We start from the raw sequence: 15,840 nt of genomic DNA, 5'->3' as shown, positions 1-15,840 counted from the left end.
TTCCTCCCGCCTTATCGGATAAAGCCTTTGTAGTGTCGTTTAACCAGTTGACTTTCAATCTGTTTCATCGTCTCAAGACCTACACCGATGACGATCAACAGGCTTGTTCCACCAATCTGCACCGAGTTCGGTAAACCAGCGAACTTAATAAAGAACGTTGGCGTCACCGCGATGACAGCGAGGAAGAGTGAGCCGAAGAATGTCAGACGGTACAGGATCTTCGTGATGTACTGTTCCGTTTGCTTACCAGGACGAATACCAGGAATGTATCCGCCTTGTTTTTGAAGGTTCTCTGCCATTTGTTCCGGATTGACCTGAACGAATGTATAGAAGTAAGAAAATGCAATGATCAGTGCCACATAGATCGACATACCGATTGGACTCGTATAGTCGAAAATGTCACGGATCTTCGTCGCATTTTCCGGACTTGCAAAGAAACTTGCAACCGTTGGTGGCGTCACCATGAACGATACAGCGAAGATAACTGGGATAACACCAGCAGCATTCAGTTTAATCGGCAAGTGTGTCGATTGACCGCCTACTGGCGCACGGTTCACCGTACGCTTAGCGTACTGGATCGGAATCTTCCGGGCAGCTTGCTGCACATAGATGACTCCGACGATGACCGCGATGATGATTAAAAGCAACAGTACGATATAAAGCACATTGACAAACAAAGCATCCCCTGCATTTTGGAGCTTTGTTTCATAAATCTGACGGAACGCGTTCGGGAAGCCTGCGACAATCCCAGCGAAGATGATCATTGATATCCCGTTACCAATGCCCTTCTCCGTAATGAGTTCACCGAGGAACATCAAGAATGCGGTACCCGCCGTCAAAACAAGTGCAATCATAACGTACGTCCAGGTGCCGTATTGCTCATCGACAAGACCTGGGTAGATACGGTTAAATCCAAGCGCGATTCCAAACGCTTGGACTAAGCCGAGTACGATCGTTCCATAGCGCGTTACCGTTGCTAACTTCTTACGGCCCGCCTCTCCTTGTTTTGCCCATTCGGCAAACTTTGGAACAACGTCCATCTGTAAGAGTTGGACAACGATCGAGGCCGTGATATACGGCATGATTCCCATCGCAAAGAGTGAGAAATTCTGCAAAGCATTCCCGCCGAAGGAATTCAAGAAACCAAGAATACCATTCTGGTCAATCTTGAATACTTCAGTGTTTACCATTGGGACTGGGATATGTGCACCGATACGGAACACGATAATCAGAGCCAAGGTAAAGAGAATGCGCCGACGAATGTCGGCTACGCGCCACATATTGGAGATCGCTTGAAACATTAGATCACCTCAACCGTACCGCCGGCAGCTTCGATCGCTTGCTTCGCAGCTTCGGAGAACTTGTGAGCTTTTACTGTCAGTTTCTTTTCAATCTTACCGTTAGAAAGGATCTTCACGCCATCCTTCATACCTTTGACTGCGCGAGTCTCGATAAGAAGTTCTGGTGTTACTTCCGTTCCATCTTCAAAACGGTTAAGTGTGTCAAGGTTGATAACCGCGAACTCTTTACGAGTTGGGTTGTTGAAGCCGCGTTTTGGTAAACGACGGAAAAGTGGGTTTTGTCCACCTTCGAAACCTGGACGAACACCACCGCCTGAACGAGCTTTTTGACCTTTGTGACCACGGCCAGAAGTCTTACCGTTACCAGAAGACATACCGCGACCTACACGGTTGCGTTCTGAACGTGAACCAGCAGCTGGTTTCAATTCATGGAGTTTCATAGTGGGGCACCTCCTCATAAAATTATATCGAACGTATTACTCTTGAATTTCTTTTACTGTCAATAAGTGTGACACGTGGTTAATCATCCCACGCATAGCAGCGTTGTCAGGTACGACAACAGTTTGGTGCATCTTACGGAGACCAAGCGTACGAGTAGTAACGCGTTGGTTCTCCGGACGACCGATCATGCTGCGTGTGAGGGTAACTGCGAGTTTCGCCATCTGTATTCCCTCCCTTTCTTAACCGCGAAGTTCTTCGACGGTTTTACCGCGGAGTTTCGCAACGTCTTCAGCACGTTTAAGTGAAGTGAGACCTTTAACAGTCGCACGAACCATGTTGATTGGAGTGCTTGATCCAAGTGATTTCGAAAGAATGTCGTTGATTCCCGCTAATTCGAGAACCGCACGAACTGGGCCACCAGCGATGACTCCAGTACCTTCAGAAGCAGGTTTCAAGAAGACGTGACCTGCACCGAAAATTCCGTTGATTTCGTGTGGAATTGTAGTGTTAACGATTGGAACGTTAACCATGTTTTTCTTTGCATCTTCGATTGCTTTACGGATCGCTTCAGGCACTTCCTGAGCTTTACCCGTACCGAAACCTACGTGACCATTCTTGTCACCTACGACGACGAGTGCAGCAAAACGGAAGCGACGGCCACCTTTTACTACTTTCGCGACGCGGTTTACAGTAACAACGCGTTCTTCGAGTTGATCCATGTTAATTTCTAACTGGCGCATGTAGAGGTTCCCTCCTTTTCTATTAGAATTTGAGACCAGCTTCACGAGCTGCTTCAGCTACTGCTTTGATACGTCCATGATAGAGATATCCTCCACGGTCGAAAACGACTGTTTCAATACCTTTTTCAAGAGCGCGTTCAGCTGCAAGCTTACCAACTGCTGATGCAGCGTCAGTCGTGTTGCCTTTTTCAAGGTCGAGTGATGATGCAGATGCGAGTGTTGCATGTGTTGCATCGTCAATGACTTGTACGTAAATGTTCTTGTTCGAACGGAATACATTCAAGCGTGGACGAGCTGCAGTCCCGATGATTGTACGACGTACACGACCATGACGCTTTTTACGCGTAGCATTTTTGTTTGCCTTTGAGATCATTTATGCCACTCCTTTCCGGTCAATTCGTATCAACGAATTACTTACCTGTTTTACCTTCTTTACGACGAACGACTTCATCACTGTAACGAATTCCTTTACCTTTGTAAGGTTCAGGCTGACGGTACGAACGGATCAATGCAGCAACGTGTCCAACACGCTCTTTGTTGATTCCGCGGACGATGATTTGCGTATTCGTAGGAACTTCGACTTCAATGCCTTGTTCCGGAGTGTACTCGATTGGGTGTGAATAACCGAGGTTGAGTACGATTTTGTTACCTTGCTTTTGTGCACGGTAACCAACACCTTGGATATCGAGTGTCTTAGCGAAACCGTTGTTTACACCTTCGACCATGTTCGCGATAAGCGCACGAGTCGTTCCGTGGATTGTACGGTTAGCTTTCTCGTCGTTTGGACGAGTGACAGTCAATTCATTACCTTCTACGTTGATAGCCATAGTCGGGTTGAACTCACGTGTGAGTTCACCTTTAGGACCTTTTACTGTAACTGTGCTGTTTTCAACTGTTACTGTAACGCCTGCTGGGATAACGACTGGCTTTTTACCAATACGTGACATTTAAGACACCTCCGTTCTTTTTATGCGTGAATTACCAGATGTATGCGATCACTTCGCCGCCGACTTTTTGTTGGCGAGCTTCTTTGTCTGTCATAACACCTTTAGATGTTGAAACGATAGCGATTCCGAGACCACCGAGTACTTTCGGGATTTCATCAGCTTTCGCGTAAACGCGAAGACCTGGTTTCGAGATACGTTTGAGTCCAGTGATGACGCGTTCGTTGCTTGCGCCGTACTTAAGGAATACGCGGAGCGTACCTTGTTTGCTGTCCTCGAGATATTCAACATCGCGGATGAAACCTTCACGTTTGAGGATTTCAGCGACTTCACGTTTGATTGTAGAAGCTGGCATTTCCAACTTCTCATGGCGAACCATGTTTGCATTACGAATGCGTGTAAGCATATCTGCAATCGGATCTGTCATAACCATGCGATGTACCTCCTTTCACAACTTTAATGAATTACCAGCTTGCTTTTTTAACACCAGGGATTTGACCTTTATGAGCAAGATCACGGAACTTAATACGGCTGATACCGAATTTACCAATGTAACCGTGTGGACGGCCAGTGATACTGCAACGGTTGTGTAAACGAACCGCTGAAGAGTTACGTGGGAGTTTGCTCATGCCGATGTAGTCGCCTTGTGCTTTCAATTCTGCGCGTTGTTCAGCGTAGCGCTCTACGAGTGCTTGGCGTTTTACTTCACGTGCGATCATTGATTTCTTAGCCATGTGTGCGGCCTCCCTTATTTTTGGAATGGCATGCCGAGTGCTGTGAGAAGCTCACGTGACTCTTCATCCGTATTAGCAGTTGTAACGATAACGATGTCCATACCACGGACTTTAGATACGCGATCGTAGTCGATCTCTGGGAAGATCAATTGTTCCTTCACGCCTAGCGTGTAGTTACCACGGCCATCGAATGATTTCTTCGATACACCACGGAAGTCACGTACACGTGGAAGTGACACGTTGATCAACTTGTCGAGGAACTCATACATGCGCTCTCCACGAAGTGTTACCTTCGCGCCGATTGGCATACCTTCACGAAGTTTGAAACCAGCGATTGATTTCTTAGCTTTCGTGATGAGTGGCTTCTGACCAGTGAGGAGCTGAAGCTCTTCAACTGCCATGTCAAGTGCTTTCGTGTTCGTAACAGCGTCACCAACACCCATGTTGATTACGATTTTATCGACTTTCGGCGCTTGCATTACAGAAGTATAGTTGAATTTCTCCATCATTACTTTGACGATTTCGTCTTGGTATTTAGCTTTTAAACGGTTCATCAGAAAGTGGACCTCCTTTCTTTAAATCTTCTTATTTATCTAAAGCTTCGCCCGATTTTTTAGCGATACGTACTTTCTTGCCGTCAACCACAGTGAAACCAACGCGTGTTGGGTTTCCTGTCTTAGGGTCGATGAGCATAACGTTCGATACGTGAATCGGTGCTTCTTTCTCGACAATTCCGCCTTGCGGGTTGAGTTGAGAAGGTTTTGAGTGTTTTTTGATCATGTTAACGCCTTCGACGATAATGCGATCTTTTTTAGGCATAGCAGTAAGGACAACACCTTGTTTGCCTTTATCTTTACCAGTCATAACCTGAACTTTATCACCTTTTTTGACATGCATCGTTAGAGCACCTCCTTGTAGGAATTCTTTGGAATTAAAGTACTTCCGGTGCCAACGAGACGATCTTCATGAAGTCTTTTTCACGAAGTTCGCGTGCGACTGGTCCGAAGATACGTGTGCCACGTGGGCTTTTATCATCTTTGATGATGACTGCTGCATTTTCGTCAAAACGGATGTACGAACCGTCTTTACGACGAACGCCACGTTTAGTACGAACGACTACTGCGCGTACAACTTCACCTTTTTTGACAACGCCACCTGGTGTTGCTTGTTTAACTGTGCAAACAATTACATCACCGATGTTAGCAGTTTTGCGACCAGATCCACCGAGGACTTTGATCGTCAAGACTTCACGAGCTCCTGAGTTGTCTGCTACTTTCAAGCGAGATTCTTGTTGAATCATACGATTGTACCTCCCTCCGGATGTTTATTCATCCGAACTAATTAGAGTTTAGATGATTACTGCTTTTTCGACGACTTCTACGAGACGGAAACGTTTGTCTTTAGAAAGTGGACGTGTTTCTTGAATGCGTACGACGTCACCGACTTTAGCTGTGTTGTTTTCATCATGCGTTTTGTACTTCTTAGAGTAGTTTACGCGTTTGCCGTAGAGCTTATGCTTTACTTTAGTCTCAACTGTAACTACGATCGTTTTATCCATTTTGTCAGATACGACGCGTCCAGTTAACACTTTGCGGTTGTTAGTGCGTTCCATTGAGTGTTCCTCCTCTCAGAATCCGAGTGAATTATGCGTTGTTGATGCCGAGTTCGCGTTCACGAAGAACGGTTTTCGCGCGTGCAATCGACTTGCGCACTTCACGGATACGAGCAGGGTTCTCAAGCTGACCAGTCGCAAGTTGGAAACGAAGGTTGAACAACTCTTCTTTCCACGAACCGACTTTACCGTTGAGCTCTTCTGTAGTTTGCTGACGGAGATCAGTTGCTTTCATTCGTATCACCACCATTTTCTTCACGTTTTACGAACTTACATTTTACTGGAAGTTTGTGTGATGCAAGACGGAGAGCTTCGCGTGCGATCTCTTCCGATACTCCTGCGATTTCAAACATTACTTTCCCCGGTTTGACGACTGCAACCCAGCCCTCCGGAGCACCTTTACCTGAACCCATTCGGACTTCAAGAGGTTTTTTAGTGTATGGTTTATGTGGGAAAATCTTGATCCACACTTTACCACCACGTTTCATATAACGAGTCATCGCGATACGCGCTGATTCGATTTGACGGCTTGTAATCCAGCTAGCTTCTTGAGCTTGGATACCGAACTCGCCGAAGTGTACTGTAGTACCACGTTTCGCTTTACCACGCATGTTGCCGCGGTGAACACGACGATATTTTACACGTTTTGGTAACAACATGTTGTGTTGCCTCCTTCCCTAGACGGATGTGGATTATTGTTCGTTAGATGCTGCTTTTTTCGTAGGAAGCACTTCACCGTGGTGGAGCCATACTTTTACGCCAATTTTGCCGTAAGTTGTATCAGCTTCTGCAGTACCGTAATCGATGTCTGCACGGAGTGTATGAAGTGGAACTGTTCCTTCTGAATACTTCTCTGAACGAGCGATATCAGCGCCGCCAAGACGACCAGAAACTTCAGTCTTGATTCCTTTGATACCTGAACGCATAGAGCGTTGGATTGATTGCTTCATTGCACGACGGAACGATACACGGCCTTCAAGTTGGCGTGCGATGTTCTCAGCGACAAGTTTAGCAACTGCATCCGGGTTTTTCACTTCAACGACGTTAACGTGAACGCGTTTGCCTTTTGCAAGGTTAGTGATGTCTGTACGAAGTGTTTCGATTTCAGAACCGCCTTTACCGATAACCATACCAGGTTTAGCAGTGTGAAGTGAAATGTTCAAGCGGTTTGCTGCGCGCTCGATTTCAACTTTAGAGACACTAGCGTCTTTAAGACGTTTTTCGATATATTCACGAACTACGTAGTCTTCATGAAGGAGATCAGCATAGTCTTTATCTGCGAACCAACGTGATTCCCAGTCTTTGATGATACCTACGCGAAGACCAGTTGGGTTAATCTTCTGACCCACGGTAATCCCTCCTTATTTTTCAGATACCACGATGTGAACGTGGCTCGTACGTTTGTTGATGCGGCTTGCGCGACCCATTGCACGTGGGCGGAAACGTTTGAGCGTTGGACCTTCGTTGACGTAAGCCTCTGTTACTACGAGGTTTTCGATGTTCATGTCGAAGTTGTGCTCAGCGTTCGCGATTGCCGATTTCAATACTTTCTCAACGATTGGCGTTGCTGCCTTGTTCGTGTAAGCAAGAATCGAAAGTGCTTCACCGATTTGCTTCCCGCGGATTAAGTCTACTACTAGACGTGCCTTACGAGGAGCAATGCGAACCATATTAGCCGATGCTTTTGATTGCATAATGAGTACCTCCCCTCAGATTAACGTTTAGTCTTCTTATCGTTTCCAGCATGTCCTTTATAAGAACGTGTTGGCGCGAATTCACCAAGTTTGTGACCGACCATATCTTCTGTCACGTAAACCGGTACGTGTTTACGACCATCGTAGACAGCGATCGTGTGACCGATGAACTCTGGGAAGATTGTAGAACGGCGTGACCAAGTTTTGATAACATGCTTGTCACCAGCTTCGTTGGCTTTATCAACCTTAGCGAGCAAATGGTGATCTGCAAATGGACCTTTTTTCAAGCTGCGACCCATAGTTGTACCTCCCTTTGGCATGATTCAGGAACGGTTCCTGCGAACCGTTCAGAAATCACGTAATTATTTTTTAGAACGACGGACGATATATTTATCGCTCGCTTTGTTTTTCTTACGAGTTTTGTATCCGAGTGCCGGTTTACCCCAAGGAGTAAGTGGGCCCGAACGACCGATTGGAGCACGTCCTTCACCACCACCGTGTGGGTGATCAACTGGGTTCATTACAGAACCACGAACTGTAGGACGTTTTCCGAGCCAGCGTGAACGACCAGCTTTACCGATATTGACGAGCTCGTGCTCTTCATTACCGACAGCGCCGACTGTTGCACGGCAAGTAGCAAGGATCATACGTGTTTCGCCTGATTGGAGACGAACGATCGCGTATTTACCATCTTTACCGAGAAGCTGAGCAGAAGTACCAGCTGAACGAACGAGCTGACCACCTTTACCTGGCTTAAGTTCGATGTTGTGGATCAATGTACCAACTGGGATGTTTGAAAGTGGAAGAGCGTTACCGACTTTAATGTCAGCCTCAACTCCTGACATGACTTGCATGTCAACTTTCAATCCTTTAGGTGCGAGGATGTAGCGTTTTTCACCATCGATGTAGTGGACAAGCGCGATGTTTGCAGAGCGGTTCGGATCGTACTCAATTGTAGCGATACGGCCAGCGATGCCATCCTTGTTCCGTTTGAAGTCGATGATACGGTATTTACGTTTGTGTCCGCCACCTTGGTGACGTACTGTCAAGCGACCTTGGTTGTTACGTCCGCCCTTTTTCGAAAGCTTTTCAGTTAACGATTTTTCAGGACGTGAAGCCGTAATCTCAGCAAAGTCAAGCGCAGTCATATTACGACGACCGTTAGTGGTCGGTTTAAACTTTTTAATTCCCATCGAGAGTTCCCTCCTTTTCTACAGAGTACCGATTAACCGAGGTAATCGAGTTCTTTGCTATCTGCAGTAAGCGTGACGACCGCTTTTTTGCGGCGTGCTGTGTAACCAGCGTGACGACCTACGCGTTTTGCTTTTGGTTTTGAGATAAGTGTGTTGATTTTTTCAACTTTAACGCCGAAGATCGCTTCAACTGCATCTTTGATTTGTGGCTTAGATGCCTTTACGTCTACTTCGAACGTGTACTTTTTCTCAGCCATTTGGTTCACTGAGCGTTCAGTAATTACAGGACGTTTGATAATGTCGTGTGCGTTTGCCATTATGCAAGCACCTCCTCTACTCTCGCAACAGCATCCTTCGTGAAGATGACTTTGTCGTGTGCGACAAGATCAAGGACGTTTACTCCAGCAGCGTCAACGACTGTGACACCAGGAATGTTGCGTGTTGAAAGAACGACTGTCTCGTTGTAATCAGCAGTAACGACGAGGACTTTACGTTCGATTGAAAGAGCAGCGAAGACCGAAATCATATCTTTCGTTTTCGGAGCATCGATTGTCAATCCTTCAAGAACGATGAACTCGTTGTTAGCGACTTTCGAAGAAAGTGCTGAACGTAATGCGAGACGACGAACCTTTTTAGGAAGTTTATAAGCGTACGAACGTGGTGTTGGACCGAAGACTGTTCCACCGCCAACCCATTGTGGCGAACGGATCGAACCTTGGCGTGCACGACCAGTACCTTTTTGTTTCCATGGTTTACGGCCGCCACCGCGAACTTCCGAGCGACCTTTTGTATCATGTGTACCTTGGCGACGTGAAGCTTGTTGCATGACGATTGCATCGTATACGACTGCTTCGTTTGGCTCGATTCCGAAAACGGCATCTGCCAACTCGATGTCTCCAACTTGTGTACCTGTTTGGTTAAGCAAAGCTACTTTAGGCATTCGTTATTCCTCCTTTCCTTGCAAACAAATTAGTTGCCTTTTACCGCAGTTTTGACGACAACTTGGCTCTTACGTGCGCCTGGGATAGCACCCTTGACGAGGAGTAAGCCGCGTTCTACATCAACTTTTACGATTTCAAGGTTTTGAACAGTGACTTGCTCTCCACCCATGCGTCCTGGGAGCAATTTCCCTTTGAATACACGGTTTGGAGCGACAGGACCCATTGAACCTGGGCGACGGTGGTAACGCGAACCGTGAGCCATTGGACCACGTGATTGGTTGTGACGCTTGATTGCTCCAGCGAAACCTTTACCTTTCGACGTACCTGTTACATCAACCATTTCGCCTGCAGCGAAAGTATCTGCTTTAATCTCTTGACCGATTTCGAAATCTGTTACAGATGTACGGATTTCTTTAATGAAGCGCTTAGGTGTCGCACTAGCTTTCGCTGCGTGACCTTTTTGCGGTTTGTTTTGACGACCTTCTTTGATATCACCAAAGCCGAGTTGGACTGCTTCGTAACCGTCCACTTCCATTGTCTTCAATTGAAGAACAACGTTACCCTCTACTGAAACAACAGTAACTGGTACTACTTCGCCTGACTCGTTGAAGATTTGTGTCATACCGAGTTTAGTTCCTAAGATTCCTTTAGCCATGAGATACACCTCCTAATATTGAATGATTTTGATCTTCTGGCTAGTATCAACTATTTATAGAAGAAAAATTAAAGTTTGATTTCGATGTCAACGCCCGATGGAAGTTCAAGACGCATAAGCGCATCAACTGTTTTCGGTGTTGGGTTAACGATGTCGATCAAACGTTTGTGTGTACGCATTTCGAACTGCTCACGAGCATCTTTATACTTGTGAACGGCACGAAGTACTGTGTAGATCGCTCTCTCTGTTGGGAGTGGGATCGGACCAGATACAGTAGCACCAGAACGTTTTGCTGTTTCGACAATTTTCTCAGCCGATTGATCAAGCACGCGGTGATCGTATGCTTTCAAACGGATCCGAATTTTTTCATTTGCCATGTTGTTTCCCTCCTTTTCGCCTATTTTATAAATAGACATTCTCCGCGGAAATTTCCACACTAGCCATGGCAATGCCGCCTGGTGTGTCATAACCTCCCGCTTCATCGCGTTGTGTTTGTGACCAACATATTCTAGTGTACTTAATTCCACGCAGGAAAGCAAGTAAAATAAAATAGAATATGTTTTCAAGTCTCTCACCACTCGCACAAACACTTTCCTCAGTATATAAGATGTCCGACCATGTTGCAAGACTGTTTTCAAAGAAATGAAAAAAGGTCTTCCGTCACGGGAGACGGAAGACCTTTTTGTCTTAAAAATTACTCAACGATTTCTGTAACTGATCCAGCGCCTACCGTACGGCCACCTTCACGGATTGAGAAACGAGTTTCTTTTTCAAGAGCGATTGGCGCGATGAGTTCAACAGTCAATTCGATGTTGTCCCCAGGCATTACCATTTCAGTTCCTTCAGGAAGTTGGCACATACCAGTTACGTCAGTTGTACGGAAGTAGAACTGTGGACGGTAGTTACCGAAGAATGGCGTGTGACGGCCACCCTCTTCTTTTGAAAGGATGTAAACTTGCGCTTTGAAAGTTTTGTGCGGTGTGATTGTGTTTGGTTTCGCGAGAACTTGTCCACGCTCGATATCGTCACGTGATACACCACGGAGAAGTGCTCCAATGTTGTCGCCAGCTTCAGCATAGTCAAGAAGCTTACGGAACATCTCTACACCAGTACATACTGATTTTTTAGTTTCTTCGTGAAGACCAACGATTTCAACTTCGTCGTTGACTTTAAGAACTCCACGCTCAACGCGGCCAGTAGCTACTGTACCACGACCAGTGATTGAGAAAACATCCTCAACTGGCATCATGAAGTCTTTTTCAGTGTCACGAGTTGGCTCAGGGATGTACTCATCAACAGCTGTCATGAGTTCCATGATTTTTTCTTCCCATTTAGCTTCGCCGTTAAGCGCGCCGAGAGCAGATCCTTGGATAACTGGGAGGTCATCGCCTGGGAAGTCATACTCAGAAAGAAGTTCGCGGATTTCCATTTCAACGAGTTCAAGAAGCTCTTCGTCGTCAACCATGTCGACTTTGTTCATGAATACTACGATGAAAGGAACACCTACTTGACGTGAAAGCAAGATGTGCTCACGTGTTTGTGGCATTGGACCATCAGTTGCAGAAACAACGAGGATCGCGCCGTCCATTTGTGCAGCACCAGTGATCATGTTTTTAACATAGTCAGCGTGACCTGGGCAGTCAACGTGTGCATAGTGGCGTTTTTCTGTTTCGTACTCGATGTGAGCTGTTGCGATAGTGATACCGCGCTCGCGCTCTTCTGGAGCACCATCGATTTGGTCAAACTTAGTAGCAGTTTTACCTTGTGATTTTGCAAGTACAGCTGAAATAGCAGCTGTTAAAGTTGTTTTACCGTGGTCGACGTGGCCAATTGTACCAACGTTAACGTGCGGTTTAGAACGGTCGAATTTTTCTTTACCCATTCTGAATTCCTCCTCTATGTGTCTAATAATATTTTATAACTAGGAAGGTGAATCGTCGAATAACGTACACCTTCCTTAGCTTACACTAATCATAAAAGCGTGACAACCTGTGAAGGATTAGCCGTTTGCTTTTTTGATGATTTCTTCAGCAACTGATTTCGGTACTTCTTCGTAGTGATCGAAGTGCATCGAGTACGTTCCGCGACCTTGTGTGCGTGAACGAAGACCAGTAGCGTAACCGAACATCTCTGAAAGTGGAATCATCGAACGAACGACTTGAGCGTTCCCGCGAGCTTCCATACCTTCAACGCGTCCACGGCGTGATGTAACATCACCCATGATGTCTCCCATGTATTCATCTGGGATGACGATTTCAACTTTCATCATTGGCTCAAGGATAACAGCGCCGCTCTTATCTTTAAGTTGTTTGACGGCCATTGAAGCCGCGATTTTAAATGCCATCTCGTTTGAGTCGACATCGTGGTACGATCCGAAAACGAGTGCCGCTTTAACGTCAACTACTGGATAACCAGCAAGGATACCGTTTTGAAGCGCTTCTTCGATTCCGTGTTCAACCGCTGGGATGTATTCACGTGGAACAACACCACCGACGATTTTGTTGTTGAACTCAAAGCCAGCACCTTCTTCGTTTGGCTCGAATTCTACGACGACGTGACCATACTGACCACGACCACCTGATTGACGAGCAAACTTAGAATCGATTTTCGCCGCTTGGCGAATCGTTTCACGGTAAGCTACTTGTGGAGCACCAACATTTGCTTCGACTTTGAATTCGCGACGCATACGGTCAACGATGATGTCGAGGTGAAGCTCACCCATACCTGAGATGATCGTTTGACCAGTCTCTGGGTTTGTTTCAGTACGGAATGTTGGATCCTCTTCAGCAAGCTTAGCGAGTGCTTGACCCATTTTATCTTGGTCAGCTTTCGTTTTTGGTTCGATTGCGACCGAGATAACTGGTTCTGGGAATGTCATTGATTCGAGAACGACGTTGTCTTTCTCTGCACAAAGCGTATCTCCAGTAGTAGTATCTTTAAGACCTACAGCTGCTGCGATGTCACCAGCGAAGACCATTGGGATCTCCTCACGGCTGTTCGCGTGCATTTGAAGGATACGTCCAAGACGCTCACGTTTCCCTTTTGTTGAGTTCTTGACGTAAGATCCTGCCGTAGCTGTACCTGAGTACACACGGAAGAACGTCAATTTACCAACATACGGGTCAGTCATAACTTTGAATGCAAGTGCAGAGAATGGCGCTTCGTCAGTTGACTCACGAATGATCTCTTCATCTGTATCCATGTTAATTCCTGTGATTGCTTTTACGTCGACTGGTGATGGGAGGTAGTCAAGGACTGCGTCAAGCATAAGCTGAACACCTTTGTTCTTGAATGCCGAACCAACGAGAACTGGGTAGAAATCAACTGTAAGAGTCGCTTTACGGATACCCGCTTTAAGCTCTTCAATTGTGATTTCCTCGCCCTCGAGGTATTTCATCATCATTTCTTCTTCGTAATCTGCAACTGCTTCGATAAGTGATGCACGAAGTTCTTCAGCTTCTTCTGCGAATTCTGCAGGGAACCCTTCGATTTCTTCGATATCAGTACCGAGGTCGTTACCGTACATGTATGTTTTCTTTTCAACGAGGTCGATGATTCCTTTGAATTCATCTTCTGCGCCGATCGGGATTTGGATTGCGTGTGCGTTCGCTTGAAGGCGGTCGCGAAGCGTTCCAACCGAGTACAGGAAGTCTGCACCGATTTTATCCATTTTGTTAACGAAAACGATACGTGGTACGCCGTAAGTTGTAGCTTGGCGCCATACTGTCTCAGTTTGTGGCTCAACACCAGACTGAGCATCAAGTACTGCTACCGCACCATCAAGTACACGGAGTGAACGTTCAACTTCAACAGTGAAGTCTACGTGTCCAGGTGTATCGATGATGTTTACGCGGTTACCTTTCCATTGTGCAGTTGTTGCTGCAGATGTAATCGTGATTCCACGCTCTTGCTCTTGCTCCATCCAGTCCATCTGTGAAGCACCTTCGTGCGTTTCACCAATCTTGTGGATACGACCCGTGTAATAGAGGATACGCTCAGTCGTTGTTGTTTTACCAGCATCGATGTGGGCCATGATCCCGATATTACGGGTGTTCTTAAGGGAGAATTCTCTTGCCATCTTTAAACATTCTCCTTTCGCATTTTAGTTTAGTGTCCGTGTGTTGCCACACGTCATGACTATACCCGAAAGCCACCTCATATTTCCATACAAAATGGCATAGATGAGGTGGTTGATTCCGGATTTACCAGCGGTAGTGAGCAAACGCTTTGTTCGCTTCCGCCATTTTGTGCATATCTTCGCGCTTCTTAACTGAAGCACCAGTGTTGTTTGCAGCGTCCATGATTTCATTAGCAAGACGAGCATCCATTGTTTTTTCGTTACGGAGACGTGAGTAGTTCACGAGGTAACGAAGTGCAAGTGTCGTACGGCGCTCAGGGCGGACTTCGACAGGAACTTGATAGTTAGCTCCACCTACACGGCGTGCTTTAACTTCAAGAACTGGCATGATGTTGTTCATCGCCTCTTCAAAAACTTCCATTGCATCGCGACCTGAACGTTCAGCGACAGCTTCAAAAGCTTTGTATAAGATTTGTTGAGCAGTACCTTTTTTACCATCTAACATAAGACGGTTGATAAGGCGGGTAACGAGTTTAGAGTTGTAGATCGGATCAGCCATTACATCACGGCGTTCTACTTGACCTTTACGTGGCATTCCGAGTCCCTCCTTTCATATAGTGAGGTGATATCTTCTGATATCTAGATTATTTTTTTGCTGCTTTTGGACGTTTAGTACCATATTTCGAACGACCTTGCATACGGCCGTCAACTCCAGCTGTATCGAGTGCACCACGAACGATGTGGTAACGTACCCCTGGTAAGTCTTTTACGCGACCGCCGCGAATAAGAACAACACTGTGCTCTTGCAAGTTGTGGCCGATACCTGGGATGTAAGCTGTTACTTCCATTGTGTTCGTTAAACGTACACGTGCGTACTTACGAAGAGCCGAGTTCGGTTTCTTCGGAGTCATTGTACCTACACGAGTACAAACACCACGTTTTTGTGGTGAGCTGATGTCAGTACGAGCTTTGATAAAGCTGTTGTACCCTTTGTTCAGCGCTGGCGAATCTGATTTCACAACTTTTGATTGACGTCCTTTACGGACTAATTGGTTGATAGTAGGCATCTTTGAGATCCTCCCTTCCTGAATTCATGACAAGTTTCAAAACCACCGAGCCGGGTGGTTCATCGAAAGTCATAATGAAACGTTTTGCGTGGCTCAGGCATTCCATCGCCACACAAAACGTATTATCAAACTTTCTTAATAGCAACAGCAGTTGCTGCAACGTCGATTCCACAAGCCTTACCAAGCTCAAGCTTAGAAGGAACGTTCACGACTGGAACGTTTGCTTGTTTCGCCGCATCGAGCAATGCTTGCTTTACGTGTTCATCTGCGTCATCTGCGATGATCACTTCCGACGCCTTGCCAGATCGCAATGCTTTGAGCGTTTGCTTTTGACCGACAAACTTCAAATCTGCGCCGACTACTTTTTTGTAAGACATGAAGATATCCTCCAAAATAACACAGCCGGTTGGCAACACTATATCATAGTAGCACCGCCATAC

27 protein-coding genes are annotated in these 15,840 nt (G+C 46.2%); all 27 read right to left on the bottom strand.

Annotated elements, in window-relative coordinates; translation table 11 throughout:
- Positions 1-11: 11 nt before the first annotated feature.
- Positions 12-1,301 carry a preprotein translocase subunit SecY gene (secY, locus tag P402_RS0100265; protein ID WP_012369029.1) on the bottom strand — a complete coding sequence of 430 codons (1,290 nt, stop codon included), beginning with the start codon at positions 1,299-1,301 and terminating at the stop codon, positions 12-14.
- The gene (gene rplO / locus P402_RS0100260; protein WP_012369028.1) at positions 1,301-1,741 is read right to left on the bottom strand and encodes a 50S ribosomal protein L15; all 441 of its coding nucleotides are present in this window, start codon (positions 1,739-1,741) and stop codon (positions 1,301-1,303) included. Before rplO ends, secY begins: the two co-directional genes overlap by 1 nt.
- Before the next feature lie 36 nt (positions 1,742-1,777).
- Positions 1,778-1,963 carry a 50S ribosomal protein L30 gene (gene rpmD / locus P402_RS0100255; RefSeq protein ID WP_012369027.1) on the bottom strand — a complete coding sequence of 62 codons (186 nt, stop codon included), beginning with the start codon at positions 1,961-1,963 and terminating at the stop codon, positions 1,778-1,780.
- A gap of 18 nt (positions 1,964-1,981) precedes the next feature.
- Positions 1,982-2,482 carry a 30S ribosomal protein S5 gene (gene rpsE, locus P402_RS0100250; RefSeq protein WP_012369026.1) on the bottom strand — a complete coding sequence of 167 codons (501 nt, stop codon included), beginning with the start codon at positions 2,480-2,482 and terminating at the stop codon, positions 1,982-1,984.
- A 22-nt stretch (positions 2,483-2,504) separates the two neighbouring features.
- Positions 2,505-2,855, bottom strand: coding sequence for a 50S ribosomal protein L18 (gene rplR / locus P402_RS0100245; protein WP_012369025.1), 351 nt, complete (start codon positions 2,853-2,855; stop codon positions 2,505-2,507).
- Positions 2,856-2,892: 37 nt separating this feature from the next.
- Positions 2,893-3,429 carry a 50S ribosomal protein L6 gene (gene rplF, locus P402_RS0100240; RefSeq protein ID WP_026826919.1) on the bottom strand — a complete coding sequence of 179 codons (537 nt, stop codon included), beginning with the start codon at positions 3,427-3,429 and terminating at the stop codon, positions 2,893-2,895.
- A gap of 31 nt (positions 3,430-3,460) precedes the next feature.
- Positions 3,461-3,859: a 30S ribosomal protein S8 gene (rpsH, locus tag P402_RS0100235; protein ID WP_012369023.1), complete on the bottom strand. Its 399-nt coding sequence runs from the start codon at positions 3,857-3,859 to the stop codon at positions 3,461-3,463.
- A gap of 31 nt (positions 3,860-3,890) precedes the next feature.
- Positions 3,891-4,160 (bottom strand): 30S ribosomal protein S14, encoded by a 270-nt coding sequence (gene rpsN / locus P402_RS0100230; protein ID WP_026826918.1) that lies wholly within the window; start codon positions 4,158-4,160, stop codon positions 3,891-3,893.
- A gap of 14 nt (positions 4,161-4,174) precedes the next feature.
- Complete coding sequence (rplE, locus tag P402_RS0100225) at positions 4,175-4,714, bottom strand: 50S ribosomal protein L5 (RefSeq protein WP_012369021.1); 540 nt, start codon at positions 4,712-4,714, stop codon at positions 4,175-4,177.
- A 31-nt stretch (positions 4,715-4,745) separates the two neighbouring features.
- Complete coding sequence (gene rplX / locus P402_RS0100220; protein ID WP_014969156.1) at positions 4,746-5,057, bottom strand: 50S ribosomal protein L24; 312 nt, start codon at positions 5,055-5,057, stop codon at positions 4,746-4,748.
- A 34-nt stretch (positions 5,058-5,091) separates the two neighbouring features.
- On the bottom strand, positions 5,092-5,460 hold the full coding sequence (gene rplN, locus P402_RS0100215; RefSeq protein WP_012369019.1) for a 50S ribosomal protein L14: 369 nt from the start codon (positions 5,458-5,460) through the stop codon (positions 5,092-5,094).
- 48 nt (positions 5,461-5,508) lie between these two features.
- Positions 5,509-5,772: a 30S ribosomal protein S17 gene (gene rpsQ / locus P402_RS0100210; protein ID WP_026826917.1), complete on the bottom strand. Its 264-nt coding sequence runs from the start codon at positions 5,770-5,772 to the stop codon at positions 5,509-5,511.
- A gap of 31 nt (positions 5,773-5,803) precedes the next feature.
- Positions 5,804-6,007, bottom strand: coding sequence for a 50S ribosomal protein L29 (gene rpmC, locus P402_RS0100205; RefSeq protein ID WP_012369017.1), 204 nt, complete (start codon positions 6,005-6,007; stop codon positions 5,804-5,806).
- Positions 5,994-6,431: a 50S ribosomal protein L16 gene (gene rplP, locus P402_RS0100200; protein WP_012369016.1), complete on the bottom strand. Its 438-nt coding sequence runs from the start codon at positions 6,429-6,431 to the stop codon at positions 5,994-5,996. Before rplP ends, rpmC begins: the two co-directional genes overlap by 14 nt.
- Before the next feature lie 33 nt (positions 6,432-6,464).
- Positions 6,465-7,121 (bottom strand): 30S ribosomal protein S3, encoded by a 657-nt coding sequence (gene rpsC, locus P402_RS0100195; protein WP_012369015.1) that lies wholly within the window; start codon positions 7,119-7,121, stop codon positions 6,465-6,467.
- A gap of 12 nt (positions 7,122-7,133) precedes the next feature.
- Positions 7,134-7,466: a 50S ribosomal protein L22 gene (gene rplV / locus P402_RS0100190; protein ID WP_012369014.1), complete on the bottom strand. Its 333-nt coding sequence runs from the start codon at positions 7,464-7,466 to the stop codon at positions 7,134-7,136.
- Positions 7,467-7,486: 20 nt separating this feature from the next.
- Positions 7,487-7,765: a 30S ribosomal protein S19 gene (gene rpsS / locus P402_RS0100185; RefSeq protein WP_012369013.1), complete on the bottom strand. Its 279-nt coding sequence runs from the start codon at positions 7,763-7,765 to the stop codon at positions 7,487-7,489.
- 63 nt (positions 7,766-7,828) lie between these two features.
- Entirely contained in the window at positions 7,829-8,659 is an 831-nt protein-coding gene (gene rplB / locus P402_RS0100180) for a 50S ribosomal protein L2 (RefSeq protein WP_012369012.1), read from the bottom strand.
- Between the two features lie 32 nt (positions 8,660-8,691).
- Positions 8,692-8,976 carry a 50S ribosomal protein L23 gene (rplW, locus tag P402_RS0100175; protein ID WP_014969151.1) on the bottom strand — a complete coding sequence of 95 codons (285 nt, stop codon included), beginning with the start codon at positions 8,974-8,976 and terminating at the stop codon, positions 8,692-8,694.
- Positions 8,976-9,599, bottom strand: coding sequence for a 50S ribosomal protein L4 (gene rplD / locus P402_RS0100170; protein WP_012369010.1), 624 nt, complete (start codon positions 9,597-9,599; stop codon positions 8,976-8,978). The genes rplW and rplD overlap by 1 nt, the downstream gene beginning before the upstream one ends.
- A gap of 29 nt (positions 9,600-9,628) precedes the next feature.
- Positions 9,629-10,255, bottom strand: a complete 627-nt coding sequence (gene rplC / locus P402_RS0100165; protein ID WP_012369009.1) for a 50S ribosomal protein L3 — start codon at positions 10,253-10,255, stop codon at positions 9,629-9,631.
- Between the two features lie 68 nt (positions 10,256-10,323).
- On the bottom strand, positions 10,324-10,632 hold the full coding sequence (rpsJ, locus tag P402_RS0100160; protein WP_014969149.1) for a 30S ribosomal protein S10: 309 nt from the start codon (positions 10,630-10,632) through the stop codon (positions 10,324-10,326).
- Between the two features lie 317 nt (positions 10,633-10,949).
- Positions 10,950-12,137 (bottom strand): elongation factor Tu, encoded by a 1,188-nt coding sequence (tuf, locus tag P402_RS0100155; protein ID WP_026826916.1) that lies wholly within the window; start codon positions 12,135-12,137, stop codon positions 10,950-10,952.
- A gap of 117 nt (positions 12,138-12,254) precedes the next feature.
- Entirely contained in the window at positions 12,255-14,333 is a 2,079-nt protein-coding gene (gene fusA / locus P402_RS0100150) for an elongation factor G (protein ID WP_026826915.1), read from the bottom strand.
- A gap of 124 nt (positions 14,334-14,457) precedes the next feature.
- Positions 14,458-14,928, bottom strand: coding sequence for a 30S ribosomal protein S7 (gene rpsG, locus P402_RS0100145; protein ID WP_014969146.1), 471 nt, complete (start codon positions 14,926-14,928; stop codon positions 14,458-14,460).
- A 49-nt stretch (positions 14,929-14,977) separates the two neighbouring features.
- The gene (gene rpsL / locus P402_RS0100140; RefSeq protein WP_012369004.1) at positions 14,978-15,400 is read right to left on the bottom strand and encodes a 30S ribosomal protein S12; all 423 of its coding nucleotides are present in this window, start codon (positions 15,398-15,400) and stop codon (positions 14,978-14,980) included.
- A gap of 125 nt (positions 15,401-15,525) precedes the next feature.
- Positions 15,526-15,777 carry a ribosomal L7Ae/L30e/S12e/Gadd45 family protein gene (locus P402_RS0100135; protein ID WP_012369003.1) on the bottom strand — a complete coding sequence of 84 codons (252 nt, stop codon included), beginning with the start codon at positions 15,775-15,777 and terminating at the stop codon, positions 15,526-15,528.
- Between the last annotated feature and the right edge of the window lie 63 nt (positions 15,778-15,840).

Origin of the sequence: Exiguobacterium sibiricum 7-3 (assembly GCF_000620865.1) — a bacterium.
GTDB lineage: Bacteria > Bacillota > Bacilli > Exiguobacteriales > Exiguobacteriaceae > Exiguobacterium_A > Exiguobacterium_A sibiricum_A.
This window is presented reverse-complemented; position numbering and strand designations above follow the sequence as displayed.

What these genes read in the sequence shown, in the direction of transcription:
- secY (WP_012369029.1), bottom strand. Translation starts at nt 1,301, where the DNA reads ATGTTTCAAGCGATCTCCAATATGTGGCGCGTAGCCGACATTCGTCGG.
- rplO (WP_012369028.1), bottom strand. Translation starts at nt 1,741, where the DNA reads ATGAAACTCCATGAATTGAAACCAGCTGCTGGTTCACGTTCAGAACGC.
- rpmD (WP_012369027.1), bottom strand. Translation starts at nt 1,963, where the DNA reads ATGGCGAAACTCGCAGTTACCCTCACACGCAGCATGATCGGTCGTCCG.
- rpsE (WP_012369026.1), bottom strand. Translation starts at nt 2,482, where the DNA reads ATGCGCCAGTTAGAAATTAACATGGATCAACTCGAAGAACGCGTTGTT.
- rplR (WP_012369025.1), bottom strand. Translation starts at nt 2,855, where the DNA reads ATGATCTCAAAGGCAAACAAAAATGCTACGCGTAAAAAGCGTCATGGT.
- rplF (WP_026826919.1), bottom strand. Translation starts at nt 3,429, where the DNA reads ATGTCACGTATTGGTAAAAAGCCAGTCGTTATCCCAGCAGGCGTTACA.
- rpsH (WP_012369023.1), bottom strand. Translation starts at nt 3,859, where the DNA reads ATGGTTATGACAGATCCGATTGCAGATATGCTTACACGCATTCGTAAT.
- rpsN (WP_026826918.1), bottom strand. Translation starts at nt 4,160, where the DNA reads ATGGCTAAGAAATCAATGATCGCACGTGAAGTAAAACGCCAAGCACTC.
- rplE (WP_012369021.1), bottom strand. Translation starts at nt 4,714, where the DNA reads ATGAACCGTTTAAAAGCTAAATACCAAGACGAAATCGTCAAAGTAATG.
- rplX (WP_014969156.1), bottom strand. Translation starts at nt 5,057, where the DNA reads ATGCATGTCAAAAAAGGTGATAAAGTTCAGGTTATGACTGGTAAAGAT.
- rplN (WP_012369019.1), bottom strand. Translation starts at nt 5,460, where the DNA reads ATGATTCAACAAGAATCTCGCTTGAAAGTAGCAGACAACTCAGGAGCT.
- rpsQ (WP_026826917.1), bottom strand. Translation starts at nt 5,772, where the DNA reads ATGGAACGCACTAACAACCGCAAAGTGTTAACTGGACGCGTCGTATCT.
- rpmC (WP_012369017.1), bottom strand. Translation starts at nt 6,007, where the DNA reads ATGAAAGCAACTGATCTCCGTCAGCAAACTACAGAAGAGCTCAACGGT.
- rplP (WP_012369016.1), bottom strand. Translation starts at nt 6,431, where the DNA reads ATGTTGTTACCAAAACGTGTAAAATATCGTCGTGTTCACCGCGGCAAC.
- rplV (WP_012369014.1), bottom strand. Translation starts at nt 7,466, where the DNA reads ATGCAATCAAAAGCATCGGCTAATATGGTTCGCATTGCTCCTCGTAAG.
- rpsS (WP_012369013.1), bottom strand. Translation starts at nt 7,765, where the DNA reads ATGGGTCGCAGCTTGAAAAAAGGTCCATTTGCAGATCACCATTTGCTC.
- rplB (WP_012369012.1), bottom strand. Translation starts at nt 8,659, where the DNA reads ATGGGAATTAAAAAGTTTAAACCGACCACTAACGGTCGTCGTAATATG.
- rplW (WP_014969151.1), bottom strand. Translation starts at nt 8,976, where the DNA reads ATGGCAAACGCACACGACATTATCAAACGTCCTGTAATTACTGAACGC.
- rplD (WP_012369010.1), bottom strand. Translation starts at nt 9,599, where the DNA reads ATGCCTAAAGTAGCTTTGCTTAACCAAACAGGTACACAAGTTGGAGAC.
- rplC (WP_012369009.1), bottom strand. Translation starts at nt 10,255, where the DNA reads ATGGCTAAAGGAATCTTAGGAACTAAACTCGGTATGACACAAATCTTC.
- rpsJ (WP_014969149.1), bottom strand. Translation starts at nt 10,632, where the DNA reads ATGGCAAATGAAAAAATTCGGATCCGTTTGAAAGCATACGATCACCGC.
- tuf (WP_026826916.1), bottom strand. Translation starts at nt 12,137, where the DNA reads ATGGGTAAAGAAAAATTCGACCGTTCTAAACCGCACGTTAACGTTGGT.
- fusA (WP_026826915.1), bottom strand. Translation starts at nt 14,333, where the DNA reads ATGGCAAGAGAATTCTCCCTTAAGAACACCCGTAATATCGGGATCATG.
- rpsG (WP_014969146.1), bottom strand. Translation starts at nt 14,928, where the DNA reads ATGCCACGTAAAGGTCAAGTAGAACGCCGTGATGTAATGGCTGATCCG.
- rpsL (WP_012369004.1), bottom strand. Translation starts at nt 15,400, where the DNA reads ATGCCTACTATCAACCAATTAGTCCGTAAAGGACGTCAATCAAAAGTT.
- P402_RS0100135 (WP_012369003.1), bottom strand. Translation starts at nt 15,777, where the DNA reads ATGTCTTACAAAAAAGTAGTCGGCGCAGATTTGAAGTTTGTCGGTCAA.